27 protein-coding genes are annotated in these 21,288 nt (G+C 65.0%); 19 read left to right on the forward strand and 8 right to left on the reverse strand.

Annotation, left to right across the window (positions count from 1 at the left end; genetic code table 11):
- Nucleotides 1-14: 14 nt before the first annotated feature.
- From AC3QL2_RS00830 to AC3QL2_RS00855, 6 genes are all read left to right on the forward strand, one after another.
- Nucleotides 15-494, forward strand: a complete 480-nt coding sequence (locus AC3QL2_RS00830) for a PAS domain-containing protein (RefSeq protein WP_493234179.1) — start codon at nt 15-17, stop codon at nt 492-494.
- Nucleotides 491-1,237 carry a phosphate/phosphite/phosphonate ABC transporter substrate-binding protein gene (locus tag AC3QL2_RS00835; RefSeq protein ID WP_493234180.1) on the forward strand — a complete coding sequence of 249 codons (747 nt, stop codon included), beginning with the start codon at nt 491-493 and terminating at the stop codon, nt 1,235-1,237. Before AC3QL2_RS00830 ends, AC3QL2_RS00835 begins: the two co-directional genes overlap by 4 nt.
- Nucleotides 1,238-1,311: 74 nt before the next feature.
- The gene (locus AC3QL2_RS00840) at nt 1,312-1,725 is read left to right on the forward strand and encodes a hypothetical protein (RefSeq protein WP_493234181.1); all 414 of its coding nucleotides are present in this window, start codon (nt 1,312-1,314) and stop codon (nt 1,723-1,725) included.
- A 30-nt stretch (nt 1,726-1,755) separates the two neighbouring features.
- Nucleotides 1,756-2,889 carry a hypothetical protein gene (locus AC3QL2_RS00845; protein WP_493234182.1) on the forward strand — a complete coding sequence of 378 codons (1,134 nt, stop codon included), beginning with the start codon at nt 1,756-1,758 and terminating at the stop codon, nt 2,887-2,889.
- The gene (locus tag AC3QL2_RS00850; protein ID WP_493234183.1) at nt 2,879-3,439 is read left to right on the forward strand and encodes a GTP-binding protein; all 561 of its coding nucleotides are present in this window, start codon (nt 2,879-2,881) and stop codon (nt 3,437-3,439) included. Before AC3QL2_RS00845 ends, AC3QL2_RS00850 begins: the two co-directional genes overlap by 11 nt.
- On the forward strand, nt 3,432-4,067 hold the full coding sequence (locus AC3QL2_RS00855) for a hypothetical protein (RefSeq protein WP_493234184.1): 636 nt from the start codon (nt 3,432-3,434) through the stop codon (nt 4,065-4,067). The genes AC3QL2_RS00850 and AC3QL2_RS00855 overlap by 8 nt, the downstream gene beginning before the upstream one ends.
- A gap of 11 nt (nt 4,068-4,078) precedes the next feature.
- Here AC3QL2_RS00855 and AC3QL2_RS00860 read toward each other — a convergent pair whose 3' ends face one another.
- Nucleotides 4,079-5,518 (reverse strand): M48 family metalloprotease, encoded by a 1,440-nt coding sequence (locus AC3QL2_RS00860; protein ID WP_493234185.1) that lies wholly within the window; start codon nt 5,516-5,518, stop codon nt 4,079-4,081.
- A gap of 41 nt (nt 5,519-5,559) precedes the next feature.
- Here AC3QL2_RS00860 and moaC point away from each other — a divergent pair, with 41 nt between their 5' ends.
- The 5 genes from moaC to AC3QL2_RS00885 all read left to right on the forward strand — a co-directional run bounded on the left by moaC (nt 5,560) and on the right by AC3QL2_RS00885 (nt 9,005).
- Nucleotides 5,560-6,039 carry a cyclic pyranopterin monophosphate synthase MoaC gene (gene moaC, locus AC3QL2_RS00865; protein ID WP_493234186.1) on the forward strand — a complete coding sequence of 160 codons (480 nt, stop codon included), beginning with the start codon at nt 5,560-5,562 and terminating at the stop codon, nt 6,037-6,039.
- Between the two features lie 3 nt (nt 6,040-6,042).
- Nucleotides 6,043-6,507 (forward strand): thiosulfate oxidation carrier protein SoxY, encoded by a 465-nt coding sequence (soxY, locus tag AC3QL2_RS00870; RefSeq protein ID WP_493234187.1) that lies wholly within the window; start codon nt 6,043-6,045, stop codon nt 6,505-6,507.
- 8 nt (nt 6,508-6,515) lie between these two features.
- Nucleotides 6,516-6,833: a thiosulfate oxidation carrier complex protein SoxZ gene (gene soxZ, locus AC3QL2_RS00875; protein WP_493234188.1), complete on the forward strand. Its 318-nt coding sequence runs from the start codon at nt 6,516-6,518 to the stop codon at nt 6,831-6,833.
- 142 nt (nt 6,834-6,975) lie between these two features.
- The gene (locus AC3QL2_RS00880) at nt 6,976-8,481 is read left to right on the forward strand and encodes a CYTH and CHAD domain-containing protein (RefSeq protein WP_493234189.1); all 1,506 of its coding nucleotides are present in this window, start codon (nt 6,976-6,978) and stop codon (nt 8,479-8,481) included.
- A gap of 71 nt (nt 8,482-8,552) precedes the next feature.
- Complete coding sequence (locus tag AC3QL2_RS00885; RefSeq protein ID WP_481118583.1) at nt 8,553-9,005, forward strand: SixA phosphatase family protein; 453 nt, start codon at nt 8,553-8,555, stop codon at nt 9,003-9,005.
- A 101-nt stretch (nt 9,006-9,106) separates the two neighbouring features.
- Here AC3QL2_RS00885 and AC3QL2_RS00890 read toward each other — a convergent pair whose 3' ends face one another.
- From AC3QL2_RS00890 to AC3QL2_RS00900, 3 genes are read right to left on the reverse strand one after another with little or no spacing between them, the layout of a single operon-like run.
- Complete coding sequence (locus tag AC3QL2_RS00890; RefSeq protein WP_493234190.1) at nt 9,107-10,480, reverse strand: NAD(P)(+) transhydrogenase (Re/Si-specific) subunit beta; 1,374 nt, start codon at nt 10,478-10,480, stop codon at nt 9,107-9,109.
- Nucleotides 10,480-10,764 carry an NAD(P) transhydrogenase subunit alpha part 2 gene (locus tag AC3QL2_RS00895; RefSeq protein ID WP_079435886.1) on the reverse strand — a complete coding sequence of 95 codons (285 nt, stop codon included), beginning with the start codon at nt 10,762-10,764 and terminating at the stop codon, nt 10,480-10,482. Before AC3QL2_RS00895 ends, AC3QL2_RS00890 begins: the two co-directional genes overlap by 1 nt.
- A gap of 15 nt (nt 10,765-10,779) precedes the next feature.
- A complete protein-coding gene (locus AC3QL2_RS00900) occupies nt 10,780-11,904 on the reverse strand; it encodes an NAD(P) transhydrogenase subunit alpha (protein WP_493234191.1) in 1,125 nt (374 codons plus the stop codon).
- Nucleotides 11,905-12,058: 154 nt separating this feature from the next.
- Here AC3QL2_RS00900 and corA point away from each other — a divergent pair, with 154 nt between their 5' ends.
- Entirely contained in the window at nt 12,059-13,141 is a 1,083-nt protein-coding gene (gene corA, locus AC3QL2_RS00905; RefSeq protein ID WP_493234192.1) for a magnesium/cobalt transporter CorA, read from the forward strand.
- A gap of 2 nt (nt 13,142-13,143) precedes the next feature.
- Here corA and AC3QL2_RS00910 read toward each other — a convergent pair whose 3' ends face one another.
- The 3 genes from AC3QL2_RS00910 to hyi form a co-directional block, all read right to left on the reverse strand.
- Nucleotides 13,144-13,962, reverse strand: a complete 819-nt coding sequence (locus AC3QL2_RS00910) for a PP2C family protein-serine/threonine phosphatase (protein WP_493234193.1) — start codon at nt 13,960-13,962, stop codon at nt 13,144-13,146.
- Between the two features lie 207 nt (nt 13,963-14,169).
- Nucleotides 14,170-14,391, reverse strand: a complete 222-nt coding sequence (locus tag AC3QL2_RS00915; RefSeq protein WP_493234194.1) for an amidase family protein — start codon at nt 14,389-14,391, stop codon at nt 14,170-14,172.
- A 9-nt stretch (nt 14,392-14,400) separates the two neighbouring features.
- Complete coding sequence (hyi, locus tag AC3QL2_RS00920; RefSeq protein WP_493234195.1) at nt 14,401-15,171, reverse strand: hydroxypyruvate isomerase; 771 nt, start codon at nt 15,169-15,171, stop codon at nt 14,401-14,403.
- Nucleotides 15,172-15,306: 135 nt separating this feature from the next.
- Here hyi and pcnB point away from each other — a divergent pair, with 135 nt between their 5' ends.
- The 6 genes from pcnB to panC all read left to right on the forward strand — a co-directional run bounded on the left by pcnB (nt 15,307) and on the right by panC (nt 19,895).
- Nucleotides 15,307-16,641, forward strand: a complete 1,335-nt coding sequence (gene pcnB / locus AC3QL2_RS00925; RefSeq protein ID WP_493234196.1) for a polynucleotide adenylyltransferase PcnB — start codon at nt 15,307-15,309, stop codon at nt 16,639-16,641.
- Nucleotides 16,642-16,646: 5 nt separating this feature from the next.
- Entirely contained in the window at nt 16,647-17,138 is a 492-nt protein-coding gene (folK, locus tag AC3QL2_RS00930; protein ID WP_493234197.1) for a 2-amino-4-hydroxy-6-hydroxymethyldihydropteridine diphosphokinase, read from the forward strand.
- Nucleotides 17,139-17,480 carry a DMT family protein gene (locus AC3QL2_RS00935; protein ID WP_493234198.1) on the forward strand — a complete coding sequence of 114 codons (342 nt, stop codon included), beginning with the start codon at nt 17,139-17,141 and terminating at the stop codon, nt 17,478-17,480.
- A gap of 15 nt (nt 17,481-17,495) precedes the next feature.
- A complete protein-coding gene (locus AC3QL2_RS00940) occupies nt 17,496-18,134 on the forward strand; it encodes a deoxynucleoside kinase (protein ID WP_493234199.1) in 639 nt (212 codons plus the stop codon).
- A gap of 105 nt (nt 18,135-18,239) precedes the next feature.
- On the forward strand, nt 18,240-19,058 hold the full coding sequence (gene panB / locus AC3QL2_RS00945) for a 3-methyl-2-oxobutanoate hydroxymethyltransferase (protein ID WP_493234200.1): 819 nt from the start codon (nt 18,240-18,242) through the stop codon (nt 19,056-19,058).
- Between the two features lie 9 nt (nt 19,059-19,067).
- Complete coding sequence (gene panC, locus AC3QL2_RS00950) at nt 19,068-19,895, forward strand: pantoate--beta-alanine ligase (protein WP_493234201.1); 828 nt, start codon at nt 19,068-19,070, stop codon at nt 19,893-19,895.
- 38 nt (nt 19,896-19,933) lie between these two features.
- Here the strand turns inward: panC and AC3QL2_RS00955 are convergent, their stop codons facing one another.
- Nucleotides 19,934-20,416 carry a hypothetical protein gene (locus tag AC3QL2_RS00955; RefSeq protein WP_493234202.1) on the reverse strand — a complete coding sequence of 161 codons (483 nt, stop codon included), beginning with the start codon at nt 20,414-20,416 and terminating at the stop codon, nt 19,934-19,936.
- Between the two features lie 406 nt (nt 20,417-20,822).
- Between AC3QL2_RS00955 and AC3QL2_RS00960 the strand changes: the two genes are divergently transcribed.
- On the forward strand, nt 20,823-21,266 hold the full coding sequence (locus AC3QL2_RS00960; protein ID WP_493234203.1) for a CBS domain-containing protein: 444 nt from the start codon (nt 20,823-20,825) through the stop codon (nt 21,264-21,266).
- The last annotated feature ends 22 nt before the right edge of the window (nt 21,267-21,288 follow it).

A 21,288-nucleotide genomic window follows, 5' to 3' on the forward strand; every position in this document is an offset into this window, starting at 1 on the left:
ACCAGGAGCCTGCGATGCTCGACATGCCCCCTCCCCCCGCTGCAGACGGCGCCACCGAGTATCGCCTGGAGCATGCCGACGGCACGCGCCGCCGGGTTTTCGTGACCCACGTCGAAACGCCTTATCCCCAGGGCCGCCTGATCGTTTCACGCACGGACACCCGCGGCATCATCACCCACTGCAACCAGTCCTTCGTGGACATGTCGGGTTACGAGCGCGACGAACTGATCGGCCAGCCCCACTGCCTGCTGCGCCACCCCGACATGCCTGCCGCAGCCTTCCGCGACCTGTGGGAGACCGTCCAGGCCGGGCGCCAGTGGCATGGTTACGTCAAGAATCTCCGCAAGGACGGCGGCCACTACTGGGTGTTCGCCACCGTAGTCCCCAATATCCGGGACGGACACATCATCGGCTATACCTCGGTCAGGCGGGAACCCTCCCGCGAGAAAGTGGCCCAGGCAGAAGCCACCTACAGGGAGTGGAACCGGTCATGAGCTTCAATTTCACCGTCAGCCCCAGTTTCCCGGCCGAGCGCATTTCCGACTGGTACATATTCAACACTTGGCTGCAGCGCTCCCTGTCCATCCCGATCCACCTCGAACTGCACGACGGCTTCGATGCGCAGCGGGCGGCAATCGAGGCCGGCAAGGTGGACCTGATCCATGCCAACCCCTTCGACGCCTCCCTGCTGGTCCGGGAAAAGGGATTTCGCGCCATCGCACGACCGGATGGAGCGCCCGATGAAATGGTCATCGTCACCGCGCTCGGACACCCGGCCCAGGCCATCGACGACCTCAAGGCCGGCACCCGCATCGCCTGCGCCAACGATCCCTGCGTCAACACGATAGGCCGAATCCTGCTCGAACCCGCCAATCTGGACACCGGCAACACCATCGAACAGCAACGGGAAACCTACATCCAGGTCGCCAAGGACATCCTGCGCGGCCAGGCTGACGTCGGCTTCATGCCGGTAGGCGCCTACCGCGGCCTGTCCTCCCTGGTCCGCCGCGAACTGCGAGTACTGGTGACCAGCGACATCCAGGTCATCCACCACGTGTTCCTGCTCGGCCGCGACCTGCATTCCCGGTCCGACGACTTCCTGCAGATACTTCTGTCCATGCACGAAACCGAGAAAGGGCAAGGCATGCTGTCGGCCCTCGGCGCGAGCCGCTGGCAGGCCATCCAGCAGGAAGACGTGGAATTCATGATCGATATCATCTCCACACTGACCCAGTGAGTGCCTTCATCCTCAGCCGCGAGGATCCTGGACGGATCCGAACGCCGAGCCCGCCGGCGGATTTCGGCCTCCCCGTGCGCACGCTGGACATAGCCGCCGCCTGGCGCTCCCCGGCTACCGCCACGCTGCTCGCCGCCGAGATCGGCCGCCACCCCGGCAACCTGCACGCCCACATGCAGCGGATTTCCGTCTGGCACGCGCTGGGCAACCCTGCGCAAACCGCGGCGGCAGTCCTCGACCTGTGGATCGCCCTCGGGGCCTGTGGACTCGATCTGCGGACCCGGGTACTCCGGCAGCATCACACGGCCCTGGAACAGCACAACCTGGATATCTACCTGCACGCCCGCCTGCATCGGGGCGTCGATCGCCACGACCCTTTGCTGGCCCTACGCGGTGTGGTACTGGCCAGGCCGGTAGACGGGGAGCGGACGTTCCTGCTGCCAGCAACACCGCCCCCAACACCTGCCCACATGTCCCACGCCCACTGAGCGTTCCCGGACTCCGCCAGCCCCAATGCCATGAACCGCCCGCTGCCTGTCCCTGCCCTGGCCCCGACCGCCGTCTTCCTGCTGCATATCGGCAGCATGGATACCCGCCTGATCGGACTTTCCGTCGAGCGGCACTGGAAGCAAAGCATTCGCCTCGCCCAAAGCCTCGACGAGGCCACCGTGGTCCTCGTCGACCACGATCGGCCCGGCATCGACGAGGCCCTGGCCTTGCTCTCCAGCCGTCCGGGTATCGGTGTCGTCGGCTACGCCTTTCGACCGGAAGGCCTGCAAGCGCGATACCCCCATCACACAACGCTTGGCAAGCCGCTCAATCTCGACGAACTACCCGGAGTGCTGAGCCAGGCCGCCGCGCTCAAGCACGCCACTACCGGCCTTATCCCTACCAATGTGGTGGTGAGCGAAACCAGCGAAGCGCGCCCACGGCCGGGCGACGATGAGCCCGATCTGTGCGGCTCCGTGGAGGACATCCCCCTCACCCCCGGCACGCCCCTGCCCGGCAAGCTTTTCTTCGAACCAGGCCAATACCTGGTCGGACACCTGGCCCGAGCCCTGGAGGAAGCCCTCAAGACCGGTCGCCCCCACGTAGTCTCCGGCCTGCCCCGCCTGATTGGCATCCACCCCCTGCCGCAGCCCGTCTGCGTCACCGGATTTCGGGACACGCAACTGCGTCCCTTTTCGATGGCCCAGTTGCCGGATGCAACGGCCCGTGTCGTGCATGCCCTCACCTTCAGCGGAACCGGCAGTGGCGACACCATCCATGCAGCCGAGGACTTCCTGTGGAACACCGCGGCCTGGGCTGCCCGCGGCCGTCTGCCGGCCGGCGTCAACCCCTATTGGCCTGCCCGCCTGCGCGCCTGGCCCAGCTTCACCCGAGCCTGGGCTGCACCACATGCAATGCGGATTGTCTCCCTGTGGACCCGGGAGTGGATCAGCCCCGTCGACGTGGCCAAGCGCCTCGGCATCCCCCAGCGCTATGTGTTCTCGGTCTATGCGTCCGCACATTTCGCCGGACTGCTCCAGCCCGCTCCGTCCGTGGGCGGAGCCGCAGCGCCGATACCGGCTGACGATGCACCACCGCCCCTCCCCCCCCAACGCCCATCCATCCTTTCCCGCATTCTGAGGAAACTGCTCGATGCTGTCTGAACGCGTCCGTCACAACAAAATCATCTTCTCCGGCACCGTCGGTGCCGGCAAAAGCACTGCCATCAACGCCCTGAGCGACATCCTGCCGGTCAGCACCGAAGCCGTAGCCTCCGACGAAATCGCCGGGATGAAGAAAACCACCACCGTCGCCATGGACTACGGCGTGCTCAACCTGCCCGGCGGCGAGAAAGTCATGCTGTACGGCACGCCAGGCCAGGAACGCTTCAGCTTCATGTGGGAAATCCTCAGCAATGGCGGTATCGGCCTGATCCTGCTGATCAACAACGCCCAGCCCGACCCCCTGGCCGACCTCGAGAACTACCTGGCCGCCTTCTCAAACTTCATCGCCGGCACCGCCGTCACCATCGGCGTCACCCACATGGACCGCACCCCCGCACCGAGCCTGGATGCCTACCGGGCCCGGCTTGCCGAACTCGGCCATAACCCCATGCCTGCAGTGTTCCGCGTCGACGCACGCAGTCGGGAAGACGTGGCCATGCTGGTGAAAGCGCTCCTCTTCACCCTCAACCCTGGACTGAGCGATGCTTGAAATCGTCCCCGGCTCCCATATTGCCGTCACTCCTTACGGTGCCTGGCAGGCCGTTGCCCGTGCGGACACCGACAGTCCCCGGCGACGCATCCTGCGCAGCATCCTGCAGCTGGCCGAAAGCCCGTTGCTGAGCGTGGAGACGGCCATTGCGTGGAGCGGGGAGAGATCACCGGAGAAAGCCCTGGAGGTGCTCCTGTCGCTGCAGGACGACGCCAGCCTGGAAGCCTGGCCGTCGCTCCGCAGCGCACCGACAGGTGCGCTCGGCACCACCCTGCCCCAGTACCTCGCCGTGCTCGGCGACAGCGGCCAAGCCCTGCTGGCCGACCACCAGGGCTTCTGCCTGGCGGTCACCGGCTACAGCGCCGACATCGGTGATGCGCTGGCCGCGGTCGGAGCCGACATCCTGTCGGTCGCCGAACGGCAGGCAGCGCCGCTGGCGCAGCTCGGCGCCCATCTGCTCGATGGCTGGGGCAACGTCGATGCGGCAGGGGTCAGCGGCCTCAGCTTCTGGCCGATGCACGTGGGTCGTACGCGTCTGGTGCTGGCGGTCAGCGGACGGCCCCGCTTCAACCAGCGAGCCTTCGCCGAACTGGTGTGGGCGCTCTATACGCGCTACGGCCAGATCTGAGGTGTAGGCAGTCAGCGCTGTTCGCGCCGTTCCTTCATCTGCTCGGCCAGCAACGCACGCACCTCGCGCAGGCGGGAATCAACCGCAGAGTGCTCGAAGAAATCCCCATCGCCCGCCCCCTGGGCCAGCGTCAGTTGCTCGGCCGACGCCGCGTAATTGCCCTGGATCGCATAGACCTCGCCCAGCGAGCGATGCTGGGCGAGGCGCCTGCCAAGGCCGGACTCGGCGCGGGCCCGCAGTTCCCACAGGCTGGCATTGGTCGGTCGGGTCTGCACCTCGGACTTGACCAGCTCCAGGGCCTCTTCATTGCGTCCGCTGTCGATCAGCGCCCCCACCTCGCCATAGACCAGGCGCAGGGACTGCGGAAAGCGCGCGCGTGCCTCGCGAAAGATCTTCGTGGCCCCGGCCGGATCGCCGTGGGCAAGACGCAGATCCGCTTCCAGGCCGTCGATCATCGGCGACACCGCGCGACGCTTGCGCAACTCGGCCATCGCCTTGTCCGCGTCCGCCAGCCGCTTGGCCGCCAGGTAGGCCCGCGTCAGCTCGTACTGCGCCGGCGTCGACAGGGACGCGCTGCGCGCCGCCCGCTCCAGCTCCTCGATCTGCTCGCGGCGCACCTGCTTGCCGATCTTCAGCTTGGCCCGCACCAACTGGAAATCGAGGGAGTCCGGCACCTGACGGTACGGCATCTGCATCACCCGCCCTTCCATCTCGTTGATCCGGTCGGAGGTCAGCGGGTGGGTGCGCAGATAGGCCGGAGCGCTGTTCTCGTAGAGCCGGCTGTTCTTCTGCAGGCGTTCGAAAAAACTCGACATGCCGCGCACGTCGAAACCGGCCGCTCCCAGGTTCTGCACGCCCAGCCGGTCGGCCTCGCTTTCGAAATCCCGCGAATAGGCGAGCTGATTGCTGATGCCCGCAGCCTGGCCGGCCATGATCGCCGCCTGGCTGACCTGCGAGCTGGACTTGGCGGCCAGCACCGCCACCAGTAGGGACGCCAGCATCAGGATGCCGGTCTGGCTCTGCTTGCCGACCATGCGCGCAATATGGTGCTGGGTGACGTGGGCGATTTCGTGGGACAGCACGCCGGCCAGCTCGGACTCGCTCTGCGCCGCCACGATCAGCCCGGTATGCACACCGATCTTGCCGCCCGGCATCGCAAAGGCGTTGAGCGAAGGGTCGTTGACGCCGAAGAACTCGAAAGGCAGCCCGGCCCCGGCACCCGCGGCCACCAGCCGGTCGCCGAGATGGTTCAGATAGTCCTCGATCTCTGCATCCTGCAGGTAGGCGGAATCGCGCCAGCGAATCTCGCGCATGATCTGCGCACCGATGCGCTGTTCCGCAATCGGAGAAAGGTCGCTCGCCGAACTGTCGCCGAGCTCTGGCAGGTTCTGGGCAAAACCGCGTGGCATCATGGCCACGCACAACAGGGCGGCGATCAGTCGATTTTTCACGGTGCTATGATACGCGACCCCTGCAACCAGTTCCCCGCCCCATGAGCGACGCCCTTACCCATTTCGACGCCCACGGCCAGGCCCACATGGTGGATGTCTCTGCCAAATCCGAAACCCGCCGGGTTGCCCGCGCCGAAGGGTGCATCGTGATGCAGCCCGCCACGCTGGCCAGGATCCTCGCCGGCGACAACAAGAAGGGCGACGTGATCGGCATCGCACGCATCGCGGCGATCCAGGGCGCCAAGCGGACCGCCGACCTGATCCCCTTGTGCCACCCGATTCCGCTGACCCGCGTCGCCGCCGACTTCGTGCCGGAGGGTGAGGACACCATCCGCTGCACCGTCACCGCCGAAACCGTCGGCCGTACCGGTGTCGAAATGGAAGCCCTCACCGCCGTCCAGGTCGGCCTGCTCACCATCTACGACATGTGCAAGGCTGTGGATAAAGGCATGACGATGGAAGGCATCCGTCTGCTCGAAAAGGAAGGCGGCAAGTCCGGGCACTGGAAGGCGGAAGACTGAGGCATGCGCCGCCGGAGCTTTCTGCAGGCCTTCGGCTCCGCTGCGGCCCTGCTCCCTCTCGTCGGCACCGGCCTGCTTAAGCCCCAGGCGACGCTTGCCGCGGAAAGCGGACGGGCCGCCTTTGAAGCCCGGACGGCCCTCGATGCGCTGCGCCTGCTCGGTGCAGGTGCCGCGGAACAGAACGCCGCGCTGACGATCCAGGCACCGGAAATCGCCGAAAACGGCGCCGCCGTGCCGATCGAAGGCATCAGCGCCATTCCGGGTACCACCCAGCTGAGCGTGCTGGTGGACAAGAACCCCTTCCCCCTCGTCGTACAGTTCAACTTCGGCCCGGAAGTGCTGCCGCGCTTCCAAACCCGGATCAAGATGGCTGAGAGTTCGCGCCTGCGCCTGGTGGCCGCGGCCGGCGGCCGGTTCTACACCGTGTTCCGCGACGTGAAAGTCACCGTCGGCGGCTGCGGAGAGTAAGGGACGCCATGGCTGATTCGATTAAGGTCCGCGCGACACTGAAGGGCAACACCGGCGAAGTCCGGCTGCTGATCCCCCACCCAATGGAATCGGGCCTGCGCCATGATCCGGCGGGGCAGACCATTCCCGCCCACCACATCACCTCGCTGACGCTGAGCCTCAACGGCCGTCCGGTCATAGAGGCCGGGCTCGGTACGGCCGTCTCGGCCAATCCCCTGTTCAGCTTTCAGTTTCAGAACGTCAAGGCCGGCGACAAGCTGGGGGTGACGTGGCTCGACAACCGCGGGCAGCGCGGCAGTACAGAAACCGTGTTCGACACGAACTGACCCCGCAAAGCTGGCGAAAAGCCCGCTTTGTCATCTGCACGCGCAAGACAGCGCCTCCGGCACGGGGCTAGAATGCCCCGATTTCCGCCGGCATTTTTTCTTTCTCGCCGGCACCGCGCTCCCTCTTTGCCAACGGCCCGTCATGAGCAACGAAATCGAACTCAAGCTCACCTTCCCGCAAAAATCCCTGGCCGCCCTGCGCCGCCATCCGCTGATCGCCGAAGCCCCCCGAGAAGGTCGTAGCGTCACTCTTGAAAACACTTATTTCGACACGCCCGAGCTGGAGTTGCGCGAACGCCGCATGGCCGTGCGCACCCGCAAGGCCGGCAACCACTGGCTGCAGACGGTGAAGTGCGCCGCCGAATCCCTTGGCGGCCTGTCCAGCCGGCCGGAATGGGAGCAGCCGTATGCCAACGGCAGCTTCGACTTCTCGGCCATTGACCGGGACGACGTGCGCAACCGCCTCGACAGCCTGCACCCACGTCTGATCCCGGTATTCACTACTCATTTCAAGCGCGAAACCTGCATCCTCACGCCGCGCGAAGGCGTCAAGGTGCTGGCGATGATCGACAGCGGAGCCATCGAGGCCGCCGACCGCAGCAAGCCCCTGTGCGAGCTCGAACTGGAACTGGTGGAAGGCGATCCGCGCGAGCTGTATGCCATCGCGCTGCAGCTGGCGGAAACCCTGCCCCTCACGCCGGAGAACGTCAGCAAGGCCGAGCGCGGCTATCGCCTGTATTCCAACCACGCCCTGCGCCCGGCCAAGGCCAGGCCGTCACGGCTGAACGCCGAACAATCCCCGGTGGACGCCTTCCGCGTCATCGGCTTCGACTGCCTGGCGCTGTGGCAGGCCAACGAATCCGGCGCGCGGGAAAGCGACAATCCGGAGTTCATCCACCAGTTGCGGGTCGCCCTGCGCCGCCTGCGCTCTGCGCTGCGCCTGTTCGGCCCGGCGCTGCCCGCTGAGTTCGTGCAGCGCTGGTCCGATGGGCTCAAGGATGCAGCCGACGGACTCGGCGCCGCCCGCGACCTCGACGTGATGATTGCCGAGGTGCTCGCGCCGGTGGCCGAATCCGGTCTGGCCGACGAAGCGACCCAGCGCCTGATCGCCATGGCCGTGGACCGCCGCGACCGGGAAAAGGCGGCCGCCCGCGAGCAGCTCCTCGCCGCCAGCCACGGCCGCCAGATGCTGGCCCTGGCCGCCGACCTCTACGCGCTCGAGAGCGATGCGCTGGTGAAGTCCGCCAACCTCACCACGTTCGCCCGCCTGCAACTGAGTCAATTGCGCAAGCGGGCCCGCAAACGCCATACCGCGGCGCTGGAGCTTCACCCGGAAAAGCTCCACGAGCTGCGGGTCTCCCTCAAGCGGCTGCGCTACGCCATCGAGTTCCTGCTGCCGCTGCTGCCGGAGAAGGCCACCGTGCGCTACGCCAACGATATCGCCGAAGTGCAGGAAACCCTCGGCTACCTCAACGACGAGGCCGTCGCCCGCAACCGCCTCAAAGCCTGGGCAGGCAAGGATCCCGAACTGCGCAGCGGCGCGGCTTTCGTCGCCGGCTGGCATGCTCCGCGCATCGCCCGCCTGCGCAAGAACGTGCTGCCCGCCCTCGAACCCATCCTGTGGGGCAAGGCCCCGTGGAGACGATGATGCCTTCATCTTCCGGTAACGTCCCGGCCGCAGACTCCCGCCCTCTTTCGAGGAGAGAGGAGACCCATAAAATGGATTTGCTGCTGTGGCGCCACGCGGAAGCCGTGGATGGCCTGCCGGACAGCACGCGTGAGCTGACTGAGCGTGGCTTGCGCCAGGCCCACAAGGTGGCCGAGTGGCTGGAAAGCCGCCGCCCCAAGAAGCTGCGCGTGCTGGTCAGCCCGACGACGCGTACCCGCCAGACGGCGAGCGCCTTCACTAAGGACTTCGAGATCGTCCAGGCCCTGGCGCCGGGAAACGACATCTCCGGCATTCTGGCCGCCTGCGGCTGGCCGGATGGTGGCGGCTCGGTGCTGGTCGTCGGTCATCAGCCGGAACTAGGCCGCCTGGCCTCCCTGCTGCTGTCCGGCCACGAAGCCGACTGGACCATCAAGAAGGGCGCGCTGTGGTGGTTCACCAACCGCGTCCGCGAAGATGAGACCCAGACGGTGTTGCGCACGGTGATGCCGGCCGATCTGGTTTAACGAGATCGGCCGCAGGATTGCAAAAGGGCCACCGGGTTTCCCCGGTGGCCCTTTTGTCTGAGGCGCGGAATCTGCAACTGCGCCTTTACACCGTTATACCTTTACACCGACAACGCCTTCACGTGCTGGATGACTTCACCGATGGCCTGCTGGGCAGAGCCGTACAACAGGCGGGTGTTGTCCTTGTAGAACAGCGCGTTCTCGATACCCGAGTAGCCGGTGCCCTTGCCGCGCTTCACGACGATGACGTTCTGCGCCATGTCCGCGTTGAGGATCGGCATGCCGAAGATCGGGCTGGACTTGTCGGTACGCGCCGACGGGTTGACTACGTCGTTGGCGCCGATCACCAGAGCCACGTCGGCCTGCGGGAAGTCACCGTTGATCTCTTCCAGGTCGAAGATCTTGTCGTAAGGCACGCCCGCCTCGGCCAGCAGCACGTTCATGTGGCCCGGCATCCGCCCGGCCACCGGGTGGATTGCGAAGCTCACGTCGACGCCGGCTTCTTCCAGCAGCTCGGTCATTTCCCATACCTTGTGCTGGGCGCCCGCCACCGCCATGCCGTAGCCCGGCACGATGATGACCTTGCTGGCGTAGCGCATCATCGCCGCCGCATCCATCGCGCCGACTTCCTTCTGCTCGCCTTCCACCGCTTCACCACCGCCGGCAGCCGCCATCGGTACAAAGAGGATGTTGCTGATCGGCCGGTTCATGGCCTTGGCCATCAACTGGGTCAGCAGCGTGCCGGCCGCGCCGACCACGATACCGGCGATGATCAGCGCCGGGATGCCCATCACGAAGCCCTCGAAGCCCACGGCGAGGCCGGTGAAGGCGTTGAACAGGGAGATCACCACCGGCATGTCGGCGCCGCCGATCGGCAGCGTGATGACGGTGCCAAGCACCAACGCCAGGATGAAGAAGGCGCCAACCAGGGTCGGGTCGACCTCCGGGGCGATCACGATGGCCGCGCCGACGCCCACGGTGACCAGGGCGAGGAGGATGTTCACCCCGTTCTGCGCCGGCAGCCGGAAGGCCTTCTTCATGACGCCCTGCAGCTTGGCCCAAGCCACCACCGAACCGGCGAAGGACACCGCACCGATCAGCGCACCGAGGGTTGCCAGCAGGGTCACCACCACACCGTGCATCTCGCCACGGGCGAACTCAACCGCCGCGATGGCCGCTGCGGCGCCGCCGCCCATGCCGTTGTAGATGGCCACCATCTGCGGCATGTCGGTCATGGCTACCTTCTTGCCGGAGATCCAGGCCAGCGCACCGCCGATGGCGATGGCGATGATCATCAGCGCGAAGTTGTTCATGCCCGGGGTGAGGAAGGTCACCACGGTGGCGAGCACCATGCCGACGCCCGCCCACACGATTCCCCTGCGCGCCGTCACCGGCGAGCTCATGCCCTTCAGGCCGAGGATGAAGAGGATTGCGGCGACGAAGTAACTCGCGTCAATCAGCCACTTGATAGCCATCAGTTCTTCTCCTTAGCCTTGAACATGGCGAGCATGCGTTCGGTCACCACGTACCCGCCCGCCGCATTGGCGGCACCGAGCAGCACGGCGACGAAGCCGATGGCCTGTTCGAGCGGGGTTTCCGCCTGGCCGAGGGCGATCATGCCGCCCACCAGCACCACGCCGTGCACGAAGTTCGAGCCGGACATCAGCGGGGTGTGCAGGATCACCGGCACACGGGAAATCACCTCGTAGCCGGTGAAGGCGGCGAGCATGAAAATGTAGATTGCAACAAATCCGTCCATGGTCTCGTCTCCCGGTCAGAGGCCCAGGGCCTGCTTGACGCCCGCGTGGCGAACTTCGCCCGCGTGGGTCAGACAGGCACCAGCCATCACTTCATCTTCCCAATCGAGGGTCAGCGCGCCGTCCTTGATGAATGGGCTGATGAAGTTGAAGAGGTTCTTGGCGTACATCTCGGAGGCATGCACCGGCATGCGGCTGGGGATATGGGTGGGGCCGATGATGAGGGTCTCGCCGACCCACACCTTCTCGCCGGCCACCGTACCGGCCACGTTGCCGCCGGTCTCGGCTGCCATGTCGACGACCACCGAACCCGGCTTCATGCGCGCCACCATATCGGCGCTGATGATCACCGGCGCCTTCTTGCCCGGGATCGCAGCGGTGGTGATCAGCGCATCGCAATCGGCAACGGCCCTGCCGAGCTTGTCGGCCTGCTGGCGCTTTTCGTCGTCGGTGAGCTCGCGGGCATAGCCGCCGGAGCCGGAAGCAGAGACGCCGGTGTCAACAAACTTTGCACCCAGCGACTCGATCTGCTCCTTGGTTTCCGGTCGCACGTCGTAGCCGGACACCATCGCGCCCAGGCGCTTGGCCGTGGCGATGGCCTGCAGGCCGGCCACGCCGGCGCCGATCACCAGTACCTTGGCGGGCCGGATTGTGCCGGCCGCATAGGTGAGCATCGGGAAGAACTTCGGCGAATGATCGGCGGCGATCAGCGCACACTCGTAGCCCGCCACTGCAGCCTGGCTGGACAGCACGTCCATGCTTTGCGCACGGCTGATACGGGGCAGCAGTTCCAAAGCGAAACAGGTGATCTGTTTTTGGCACAAAAGCTCCACTCGCTCCTTGCTGGACCAGGGTTGTTGCAAACCCACCAGTACCGTACCGGGCTTCAGCTCGGCCAGGGCTTCGAGCCCCAGCGGCTGGACCTGCAGGATGACGTCGGCCTTCTTGAACACCGACTGCGGATCGGCAGCCGATTCTCCGGCTCCGTAATCTTCGTCACGGTAATAAGCCGATGCGCCGGCGCCGGCCTGGAGCAGCAAAGCTGCGCCAAGCCCTTGATATTTCTTGGCTACGTCCGGAACGAGCGCAACGCGGCGCTCTCCCGGCGTAAGCTCTTTGGTCACACCGATGACCAGGGGCATGGAAGCTCCTTCGAGGGGTAGTTGGAAATCTGATATCGTCGCGAGAGGGTTTCGCGGACAACTCAATACTGCCGGGCGCCACCCGGGGAAAACCCGAATTTGGCCCATATCCTGCACGAAAATCCGGTTATTTGAACCGAATATCGCAAATACGATGCGAAAGTCTAGCAAGAAACGATCCCATCCCACCCGGAAGTTAGGGTTACCCCCAGGTTCACTGGTCCATATCGGTGAAATCAAGACCGAAAAGCCCAGTATCACCCTCATTGAGTTCGATTCCAACGGTGTACAGGAAATCAGCTTCGATTCCCTCGAAGCATCCCGCCAATACCAGCCCGGTAATGGCAGGCTGTGGCTGAATGTATATGGGCTGCATGACCCGGCTGTGATGGCGGAAATCGGACGCCGCTTCCAACTGCATCCACTGGTGCAGGAGGACATACTGAACACCCACCAGCGTCCCAAAAGCGACGAATACGCGGACTATCTGTACATCGTCGCGCGCTGCTTCGATTTCGATTCCGAAAGCCGTAGCCTGACCTCCGATCAGGTCAGCATCGTGCTCGGCCACAATTTCGTGCTGACTTTCCAGGAACGGTCGACCGGCACCTTCGAGGCGGTGCGCGAACGCCTGCGCTCCGAGCGCGGCGCCATGCGCACCCATGGCGTCGACTACCTGGCCTACGCGCTGCTGGACACGCTGGTGGACCGTTATTTCGTGATGCTCGACAACCTGGCCGACATGGCGGAAGAACTGGAAGACCAGGCGCTGACCCGCCCGACGCCGGAATTGCTGGCCGAGATCAACCGGGTCAAGCATGAAGCCCTGGTGCTGCGCCGCGCCGTCTGGCCGCTACGCGAAGTGCTCAACAGCCTGGGCCGGGCCGACAACGGCTTTTTCTCCAGCGAAACGCGGCTATATCTAAGGGATATCTACGACCACACGGTGCATGTGCTCGAAACGCTGGAATCGGTGCGCGACCTGCTCGCCGATCTGCTGGACATCTACCTGTCCAGCGTCAGCAACCGGCTCAATACCGAGGTACGCATCCTCACCGTGCTGACCACGCTGTTCATGCCAGCCACGCTGATCGCCGGCATCTTCGGCATGAACTTCCACGACATGCCGCTGCTCGACACACACGACGGCTTCGACATTGCGATGGGAATGATGCTCGGCGCCGCGGCGCTAATGGCCGCATCGTTCTGGCGCAGGAACTGGCTGCGCACACGCTGAATTCAGCGTGTGCGCTTGTTGTCGACCTCGACGAGCTTGACGACGGCCAGCGAGATGTTGTCGCCACTTCCCCTTGCCCGCTGGCGCGCCAGTTCGATCAAGGCCGAAGCGGCGTCACGGGGAGACTGGGTTGCAAGGATCTGCCCGGTCTCATCTTCATTGATGTAGGCCCACAGGCCGTCGGAACACAGCAGGAAGGCATCGCCCCCCACCAACGGCGATGCGTGCCCGAAGTCCACCCGCGGCTCCCGCTCCGAACCCAGACAGGAGAGCAATACGTTGCGGTTCGGGTGACGCAATGCCCCTTCCGGATCCAGCCGCCCCTTGCGGACCAGTTCTTCGACCAGCGAATGGTCGATGCTGCGCGTCACGAGCTTGCCAGCCCGGAAATGATAGAAGCGCGAATCCCCGCAGTGGGCCCAGTCAGCCCTGTCCGGCTGCATCATGAAGACGACCGCCGTGCTGTGCGGATCCTGCTCGCTCGTGAAGCGGGTCAGCTTGATAACGATGTGCGCCTCATCGACGATGCTGCGCAGCAGATCGGTTGCGCTTTCGGAAGCCGGTGCAAAAGCCTCGAAATTCTGGCGGGCCTTCAGGATGACCTGCTCCGCGGCCATCGCCCCGCCGGAATGCCCACCCATGCCGTCAGCCAGGACCGCCATCAGCGTGCCCTTGCGGGTCGGGTGCGCAAAGACGGCCGCCCTGTCCTGCTGCTCGGTCCGGTCACCCGTATGCTTGGCCACGCAGGCTTCCGCCTGGTAGCGCTTTTTGGCTGACGTGGTATCAGGCACCGCAAAGGACGATGGGCGTGGTTTCAACATGAATGGCATAACCGTGACAAACGAATCGGCGTCGGCACCTATGGGCCCGCACTCCAGCGTGCAGGCTCGAATCGACGACAACCTCCAATTCAATAATATTAACTGTTAATTTTGGATATACCGGCTCCCCCCTTACGCTTTACATAATCTTTCAGAACGTATCCGTGACATTTTCACCATTTTCGTGTCCGATGTTGAACAGGTATTTTATGCCTCTATCACAGCACCTTCCAACCGCGCCGCCACCATCATCAGCGCTTCGTCCTGCCAGCGCCGCCCGACGAGCTGGACACCAACTGGCAGCCCCACCTCCGCGCCGAGCGGCATGATGACGACCGGACTGCCGAGCACCGAAAAAGGCGCATTCCAGCCGACTGTCGCTTCCAGGTACGGCAGCTTCCACCCATCTACAGGCATGGACGGCGGCATACCCCGAGGCTAGGCAGCCATCCAGCCGAAGGAGTCCTCCGTCGGCCCGCTCGGGACGTACTCGCAACCGATCCAGCCCCCGTAACCCAGGCCGCGTAGGTGCTTGAACAGGAAGGGAAAGTTGATCTCGCCCGTGCCCGGCTGATGGCGCCCCGGGTTGTCCGCCAGCTGGATGTGGCCGATGCGCGACAAATGCGTGCTCAGCGTCCGGGCCAGATCGCCCTCCATCACCTGGGCGTGGTAGATGTCGTACTGCAGGAGCAGGTTCGGCCGTTCGGCGGCGTCCAGCAGCGCCAGCGCCGGCGCCGTACGATCCACCAGGAAACCCGGCGTGTCGCGGCTGTTGAGCGGTTCCATCAATACCTGGCGCTCCGCTGGGGCCAGGGTGTCGGCGGCAAAGCGCAGGTTGTCCACCAGGGTTTCACGCAGCACCTCATCATCGCTACCGGCCGGCCGAAGACCTGCGAGGCAGTTGATGCGCGGGCACTTCAGTCCTTCCGCGTAGCGCGCCGCTTCCAGCACGCCATCGCGGAACTCGGCAACCCGCTCCGGCAGGCAGGCAATGCCTCGCTCCCCCCCCGCCCAGTCGCCGGCCGGGAAATTGAACAGCACCACTTCCACCGCCGCGCGCCGGGCAGCATCCACCACTTCGTCGAGGGGAAAGGCATAGGGGAAATGGAATTCGACACCCTTGAAGCCGGCTTCAGCGGCGGCCGCGAAACGGTCCAGGAAAGGCTTGTCGAGGAACAGGAAAGACAGATTGGCCGAGAAGCGCAGCATTGCGTAAGTCTCCAGCAGATGGAAATTGCGCCCCGGCAAAGGCCCCTGCGGCCGCAAGGACCGCCGCGGAAGCCAAAGCCGGCCGCCTGATGGGTTATCATGCGCGACTTGACCCCAATAATCCAAGCCCCGCCAATGATCCGCAAACTGCTGCGCCGAGTGTTTCGCCGCGCCGCACCTGCCAATGCCCTGCCCAACCCCGCGGTCATCCCCGTCAGTCGCCACGGAGTCCGCCGGGAGCAAATCTCTCCTGCCGCCAACAAGGTCTGCGCCGTCCTGCAGGAAAACGGGCACAAGGCCTACGTCGTCGGCGGTGCGGTCCGCGACATCATCGTCGGCCAGACGCCGAAGGATTTCGACGTCGCCACCAGCGCCACGCCGGAAGAAGTCCGCGCGCTGTTCCGCCGTTCGCGCATCATCGGCCGCCGCTTCAAGATCGTGCACGTGATGAGCGGCCCGGAAACCATCGAGGTATCCACCTTCCGCGCGATGCAGGACGCCGAATCCGCCGAGACCGACGAGCACGGCCGCGTACTGCGCGACAACGTGTTCGGCTCGATGGCCGAGGACGCCACCCGCCGCGACTTCACCGTCAATGCGCTGTACTACAACCCCACCGACGAGACGGTGGTGGACTACCACCACGGCGTTGCCGACCTGCAGCAGAAAACCCTACGCATGATCGGCGAACCGCGCCTGCGCTACCGCGAAGATCCGGTGCGCATGCTGCGCGCGGCCCGCCTGGGCGCCAAGCTGGGCCTCACCATCGACCCGGCGGCGCGCGCGCCGATCCGCGAGATGGCCAGCCTCCTCGAAAACGTGCCGCCGGCGCGCCTGTTCGACGAGATGCTCAAGCTGCTGATGTCGGGCCACGCGGTCAAGTGCCTGCGCCAGTTGCGCGAGGAAGGCCTGCACCACGGCCTGCTGCCGCTGCTCGACGTGATCCTCGAACAACCGCTGGGCGAGCGCTTCGTCTGGCTGTCCCTCGAGAACACCGACGAACGGGTTCGCCAGGGCAAACCCGTGTCTCCCGGCTTCCTGTTCGCCACGTTGCTGTGGCACGAAGTACTGGCGGACTGGGAGGCCCGCAAGGAAAAGGGCGAGCATTCCCAGCCAGCGCTGTTCGAGGCGATGGACGCCGTCCTCGACCGGCAGTCCGGCAAGCTCGCCATCACCCGCCGCATCGTCGGCGACATCAAGGAAATCTGGGCCCTGCAGCCGCGCTTCGAGAAACGCGCCGGCAAGACTCCGTACCGTCTCCTGGAACAGCCGCGTTACCGCGCAGGCTGGGACTTCCTGCGCCTACGCGCCCAGTCCGGCGAGCTCCCGATGGAGCTGCCCGATTGGTGGGACGCCTTTGCCGACGCCAACCCGGATGCCCGTGAAGGCATGCTGGTGCCCGACAAGGGCGGTGCCACCCGCAAGCGTCGACGTCGCAAGAAGCCCACTGGGGCACCGTCGGCGGAATGAACGACGTGGCAGTCACCCGCGCCTATGTGGCGCTCGGCGCCAATATCGGCGAACCAGTCAAACACCTGCGGGCTGCGGTCGACGACCTCGGCACTCTTCCTGGCACCCGGGTCGTGGCCCGCTCGTCCCTGTACCGCAGCGCGCCCGTCGGCCTGCTCAACCAGCCGGACTTCATCAATGCCGTGGTGGCCGTAGACACCGGAATGCCGGCGCTGGAGTTGCTGCGCCAGCTGCTCGCCATCGAGGCCCGCCACGGCCGCGTGCGCAGCGTGCCCAACGCCCCGCGTACGCTTGACCTCGACCTGCTGCTCTACGGCGAGCTGCAGATGCACGAAACGGAGCTCACCCTGCCCCACCCGCGCATGCACCAGCGCGCCTTCGTGCTGCAGCCGCTGCTGGAAGTCGCACCGGACGTCGTGCTGCCCGCGCTCGGCCCGGGCCGGGATTTCCTGCAGTCCGTCGCCGATCAGGCCATCACGCGCACCGAGCCCCTCTGAATGCCGATCTGGATCCAGACCGCGCTGCTGCTGTCGGCCTCCAATGTTTTCATGACCTTCGCGTGGTACGGCCACCTGAAGAACCTGGCCACCGCGCCCTGGTACGTGGCGGCCTTCATCAGCTGGGGCATCGCGCTGTTCGAATACCTGCTGCAGGTGCCCGCCAACCGCATCGGCGCGCAGGAGCTCAACCTCGCCCAGCTGAAGATCATGCAGGAGGCGATCACCTTGACGGTGTTCGTTCCCTTCGCGCTGCTCTACATGCAGCAACCCCTCAAGCTTGACTATCTGTGGGCCGCCCTGTGTATCCTAGGGGCTGTCTACTTCATATTCCGGGCCTGAAAGGCGGAGCAAGCCATGCTCGAAAAAGCGCGCTACATTGTTGTCGAAGGCCCTATCGGCGCAGGCAAAACCACCCTCGCTAAACGCCTGGCCGACCGCCTGAGCGCAGAACTGCTGCTCGAAAACCCGGCCGCCAATCCCTTTCTCGGGCGCTTCTACCAGAACATCGAGCGCTGGGGTCTGGCCACGCAGATCGCCTTCCTGTTCCAGCGCAGCGAGCAGCTCGCCGCCTTCGATCACGAGCACAACCCCCAGCGCCGGGTGGTCTCCGATTTCCTGATCGACAAGGACCCGCTGTTCGCCGAGCTGACACTGGCCGAAGACGAACTGCACCTCTACCGGCAACTCTACGCCCGCCTCAAGCCGACGGTCCGCAGGCCCGACCTGGTGATCTACCTGCAGGCCCAGCCTGAAGTCCTGGTCGAGCGCGTCCGCAAACGCGGCGTGGAGTCCGAGCGCAAGCTCAGCGAGCCTTACGTGGAGCGGGTCGCCCAGCGCTACGCCAACTTTTTCCATCACTACGACGCCGCGCCGCTGTTCATCGTCAATGCCGAGTCCCTTAACCCCGTGGACAAGGCGGAAGATTTCGAACTGCTGTACTCCCGCCTGCTCGCTATGCGCAGCTACCGGGAATTCTTCGGCTACGCCGGCTGACGTCTACGCCCCTCACCCGCCTTACGCTTTTGCTTTCTTTGCTGCCGCGCCCTCTTGTGCCCTGCACAAGATTGGGGTTAACTGCCGCCGCGAGGAGGACCTGCCATGAGCTACCTGCAAGATAACGATAAACCCGTGACCCTTTTCGAGCTCGGAAAGATGCGCGCCGAGGGTCGCAAGATCACCATGCTTACCGGCTACGACGCCAGCTTTGCGGCACTGCTGGAACGCAACGGCGTGGACGTGATCCTGATCGGAGACTCCCTCGGCAACGTGCTGCAGGGACAGAAGACCACGCTGCCGGTGACCATGGAACACATGGTCTATCACACCGAGTGCGTGGCCCGTGGCTGCAGCCGCCCGCTGATCGTCACCGATCTGCCCTTCGGCAGCTACACCGAGAGCCCCGCCCAGGCCATGCGCAACTCGGCGCGCCTGATGGCGGCCGGAGCCCAGATGGTCAAGCTCGAAGGCGGCGCCTTCATGGCCGAGACGGTGCGTTTCCTGGTCGAACGGGGCGTGCCGGTGTGCGCCCATATCGGCCTCACACCGCAATCCGTCCATCAGCTCGGCGGCTACCGCGTACAGGGCCGCAGCGAGGAAGCCGCAGCGACCCTCAAGGCCGATGCGCTGGCCCTTGAGCAGGCCGGTGCAGCAATGGTCGTACTGGAGATGGTGCCCTCGACGCTCGCTGCCGACGTCACCGCCAACCTGACGTCGATGGCGACCATCGGTATCGGCGCCGGCGTGGACTGCCATGGCCAGGTGCTGGTGCTGCACGACCTGTTGGGCGTCTTCCACGGCAAGCGTCCACGTTTCGCCAAGAACTTCATGGACGGCGCCACGAGCATCGACGAAGCGGTCGGCCGTTATGTCGCCGACGTCAAGGCGGGCCGTTTCCCCGGCCCCGAACACAGCTACTGAAAGCCTTCAATGCAGACCCATCACACCATCGCCGGCCTGCGCGCGGCCCTTGCCGGGGCCGGGCGTGTCGCCTTCGTCCCCACCATGGGCAACCTCCACGACGGCCATATCGCGCTGATGCGCGAAGCACGTACACAGGCCGACGTGGTGGTGGCGAGCATCTTCGTCAATCGTCTGCAGTTCGGTCCCAGCGAGGATTTCGACAAATACCCGCGCACGCTGGCCGACGACTCGGCACGCCTCGAGGCGGCCGGCGTGGACTTCCTGTTCGCACCGGATGAAAAGGAGATGTACCCCGCCCCCCAGCACTATCACGTCGAGCCCGACCCCGCCCACGTGAACATCCTGGAAGGCGCGGTGCGGGCCGGCCACTTCGGCGGCGTTGCCACCGTGGTGCTGAAGCTGTTCAACATCGTGCAACCCGACGTGGCACTGTTCGGCAAGAAGGACTACCAGCAGCTGATGGTGCTGCGCAACATGGTCCGCGAACTGGCCCTGCCCATCGAGATCATCGCCGGCGAGACCATCCGCGCCGACGACGGCCTCGCCCTGTCATCGCGCAACGGCTACCTGAGTGCCGCAGAACGGGCCGAAGCACCGCGCCTCAACCGTCAACTGGTGTGGATCCGCGAACGCATCGCTGCCGGCGAGCGGGACTTCCTGAAACTGGAAACCGAGGCCGTTGCCGAACTGGCCGCCCACGGCTGGCGTCCCGACTACATCACCGTCCGGCGGCGCAGCGACCTGCAGACACCGGGCCACGCCGATGAAGCGCTGGTCGTGCTGGGTGCGGCACGACTCGGCGCCACCCGCCTGATCGACAATCTGGAAATCTGAAAACAAGGAAGGCTGTTCGAGGACAGCCTTCCTTCCCGTCAAGTTGCCGCGTGGTGGAAATTCGCCGCCACGCGAGCCTCGCCGGAGTCCTCCCGGCGCTTGACTTGCCCAAAGGCTTCCGCAAGGAGCAGGCACTGACGGATGTCCTCAATGAGGAATTCGCGCAGGTTCACCGCCAGGCCGAATTCGCTCACCTCCAGCTGCGCCGTGCAGGCCAGCCGGATTTCCTGCAGCACCGCCGGATACACCGGATCCTGCACGAGCAGGCTGGCCAGGCGGGCCTTCAGATGCGGCACTGCATCCTCCGGAACCAATCCCTGATCGAGCCCTCTGCAGGAGTGCAGGATCTGCTCGCGCACGAGCCGGTGCTGCCCCATGGCCTGGGCGGTGAACATCCGCGTCAGCAACGTTTCCCATTCCTCGGCCAGGCGCCTCTGCTCGGCCTTCCGCTCGCGCCAGGTCTGGGCGGCAATGACGGCCAGCGCGAAAACCCCAAATCCACAAATCGATACGATGAGCATGGCGCACCTCAGTCCAACCGCATTCACTCCGATGTTTCAAGAGTAAGCAGTGTCCGAAATGAGCAGTACCCAAAAGATCACGGTTGGCAACGCACTCAGGCATTTTTCACAACCCAACGTGAACTGGCTCACGCCATGGAGATCAAGACCTGGTGCGGATCAGGGCTCAGACCACGGGCGTCACGATTGTCGCCCGCCCCTCCCGCGGCGAAGTCCCGATACCGACGAAGTCAGAAGCCGTCCGCAAGACGCCGCGGTTAAAGCCAGGCACTCGCCCAGACACCTCAAATGCGCCGCACAGTGGCTTGCACTCTTGCGCTCTTCCACCCAAGCTATACACTCTGACTAGCCTGCAGCAGGGGGCTGCAGGCCCTGAGGAGACGAACAATAAGGAGGGTTCAAGACAATGGCTGCAACGGTTCAACAGATTCTTCAGACCAAGGGCGCCGCCTGCCACGCGGTAACGCCCGATACCACCGTGCTGCAGGCCCTCCACCTGATGGCCGAGCGTAACGTGAGTGCGGTGCTGGTCATGGAAGGCGAGCGGCTGGCGGGCATCTTCACCGAACGCGACTACGCCCGGAAGGTCGTGCTCAAGGGCCTGGCCTCCAAGGACACCAAGGTCGGCGACCTGATGACGCCCAACGTGCTCACCGTGTCCCTCACCCATACGGTGGATGAATGCATGTGCATCATCACCAACAACCACGTGCGCCACCTGCCGGTGGTGGATCACGGCAAGGTGGTCGGCATCATCAGTATCGGCGACGCCGTTAAGTCGGTGATGGAACAGCAGCAAGCCACCATCAACCACCTGGCCGGCTATATCGCCGGTGATCTGGCCACCTGAAACCCCGTCTGCGGGCCCGGGG

This window comes from Zoogloea sp. GW822-FHT05C07 (assembly GCF_058800215.1).

Bases quoted from the DNA above. Each gene is read 5' to 3' on its own strand.
- AC3QL2_RS00830 (WP_493234179.1), top strand. From the start codon at position 15: ATGCTCGACATGCCCCCTCCCCCCGCTGCAGACGGCGCCACCGAGTAT.
- AC3QL2_RS00835 (WP_493234180.1), top strand. From the start codon at position 491: ATGAGCTTCAATTTCACCGTCAGCCCCAGTTTCCCGGCCGAGCGCATT.
- AC3QL2_RS00845 (WP_493234182.1), top strand. From the start codon at position 1,756: ATGAACCGCCCGCTGCCTGTCCCTGCCCTGGCCCCGACCGCCGTCTTC.
- AC3QL2_RS00850 (WP_493234183.1), top strand. From the start codon at position 2,879: ATGCTGTCTGAACGCGTCCGTCACAACAAAATCATCTTCTCCGGCACC.
- AC3QL2_RS00855 (WP_493234184.1), top strand. From the start codon at position 3,432: ATGCTTGAAATCGTCCCCGGCTCCCATATTGCCGTCACTCCTTACGGT.
- moaC (WP_493234186.1), top strand. From the start codon at position 5,560: ATGAGCGACGCCCTTACCCATTTCGACGCCCACGGCCAGGCCCACATG.
- soxY (WP_493234187.1), top strand. From the start codon at position 6,043: ATGCGCCGCCGGAGCTTTCTGCAGGCCTTCGGCTCCGCTGCGGCCCTG.
- soxZ (WP_493234188.1), top strand. From the start codon at position 6,516: ATGGCTGATTCGATTAAGGTCCGCGCGACACTGAAGGGCAACACCGGC.
- AC3QL2_RS00880 (WP_493234189.1), top strand. From the start codon at position 6,976: ATGAGCAACGAAATCGAACTCAAGCTCACCTTCCCGCAAAAATCCCTG.
- AC3QL2_RS00885 (WP_481118583.1), top strand. From the start codon at position 8,553: ATGGATTTGCTGCTGTGGCGCCACGCGGAAGCCGTGGATGGCCTGCCG.
- AC3QL2_RS00890 (WP_493234190.1), bottom strand. From the start codon at position 10,480: ATGGCTATCAAGTGGCTGATTGACGCGAGTTACTTCGTCGCCGCAATC.
- AC3QL2_RS00895 (WP_079435886.1), bottom strand. From the start codon at position 10,764: ATGGACGGATTTGTTGCAATCTACATTTTCATGCTCGCCGCCTTCACC.
- AC3QL2_RS00900 (WP_493234191.1), bottom strand. From the start codon at position 11,904: ATGCCCCTGGTCATCGGTGTGACCAAAGAGCTTACGCCGGGAGAGCGC.
- corA (WP_493234192.1), top strand. From the start codon at position 12,059: ATGCGAAAGTCTAGCAAGAAACGATCCCATCCCACCCGGAAGTTAGGG.
- AC3QL2_RS00910 (WP_493234193.1), bottom strand. From the start codon at position 13,962: ATGTTGAAACCACGCCCATCGTCCTTTGCGGTGCCTGATACCACGTCA.
- AC3QL2_RS00915 (WP_493234194.1), bottom strand. From the start codon at position 14,391: ATGCCGCCGTCCATGCCTGTAGATGGGTGGAAGCTGCCGTACCTGGAA.
- hyi (WP_493234195.1), bottom strand. From the start codon at position 15,171: ATGCTGCGCTTCTCGGCCAATCTGTCTTTCCTGTTCCTCGACAAGCCT.
- pcnB (WP_493234196.1), top strand. From the start codon at position 15,307: ATGATCCGCAAACTGCTGCGCCGAGTGTTTCGCCGCGCCGCACCTGCC.
- AC3QL2_RS00935 (WP_493234198.1), top strand. From the start codon at position 17,139: ATGCCGATCTGGATCCAGACCGCGCTGCTGCTGTCGGCCTCCAATGTT.
- AC3QL2_RS00940 (WP_493234199.1), top strand. From the start codon at position 17,496: ATGCTCGAAAAAGCGCGCTACATTGTTGTCGAAGGCCCTATCGGCGCA.
- panB (WP_493234200.1), top strand. From the start codon at position 18,240: ATGAGCTACCTGCAAGATAACGATAAACCCGTGACCCTTTTCGAGCTC.
- panC (WP_493234201.1), top strand. From the start codon at position 19,068: ATGCAGACCCATCACACCATCGCCGGCCTGCGCGCGGCCCTTGCCGGG.
- AC3QL2_RS00955 (WP_493234202.1), bottom strand. From the start codon at position 20,416: ATGCTCATCGTATCGATTTGTGGATTTGGGGTTTTCGCGCTGGCCGTC.
- AC3QL2_RS00960 (WP_493234203.1), top strand. From the start codon at position 20,823: ATGGCTGCAACGGTTCAACAGATTCTTCAGACCAAGGGCGCCGCCTGC.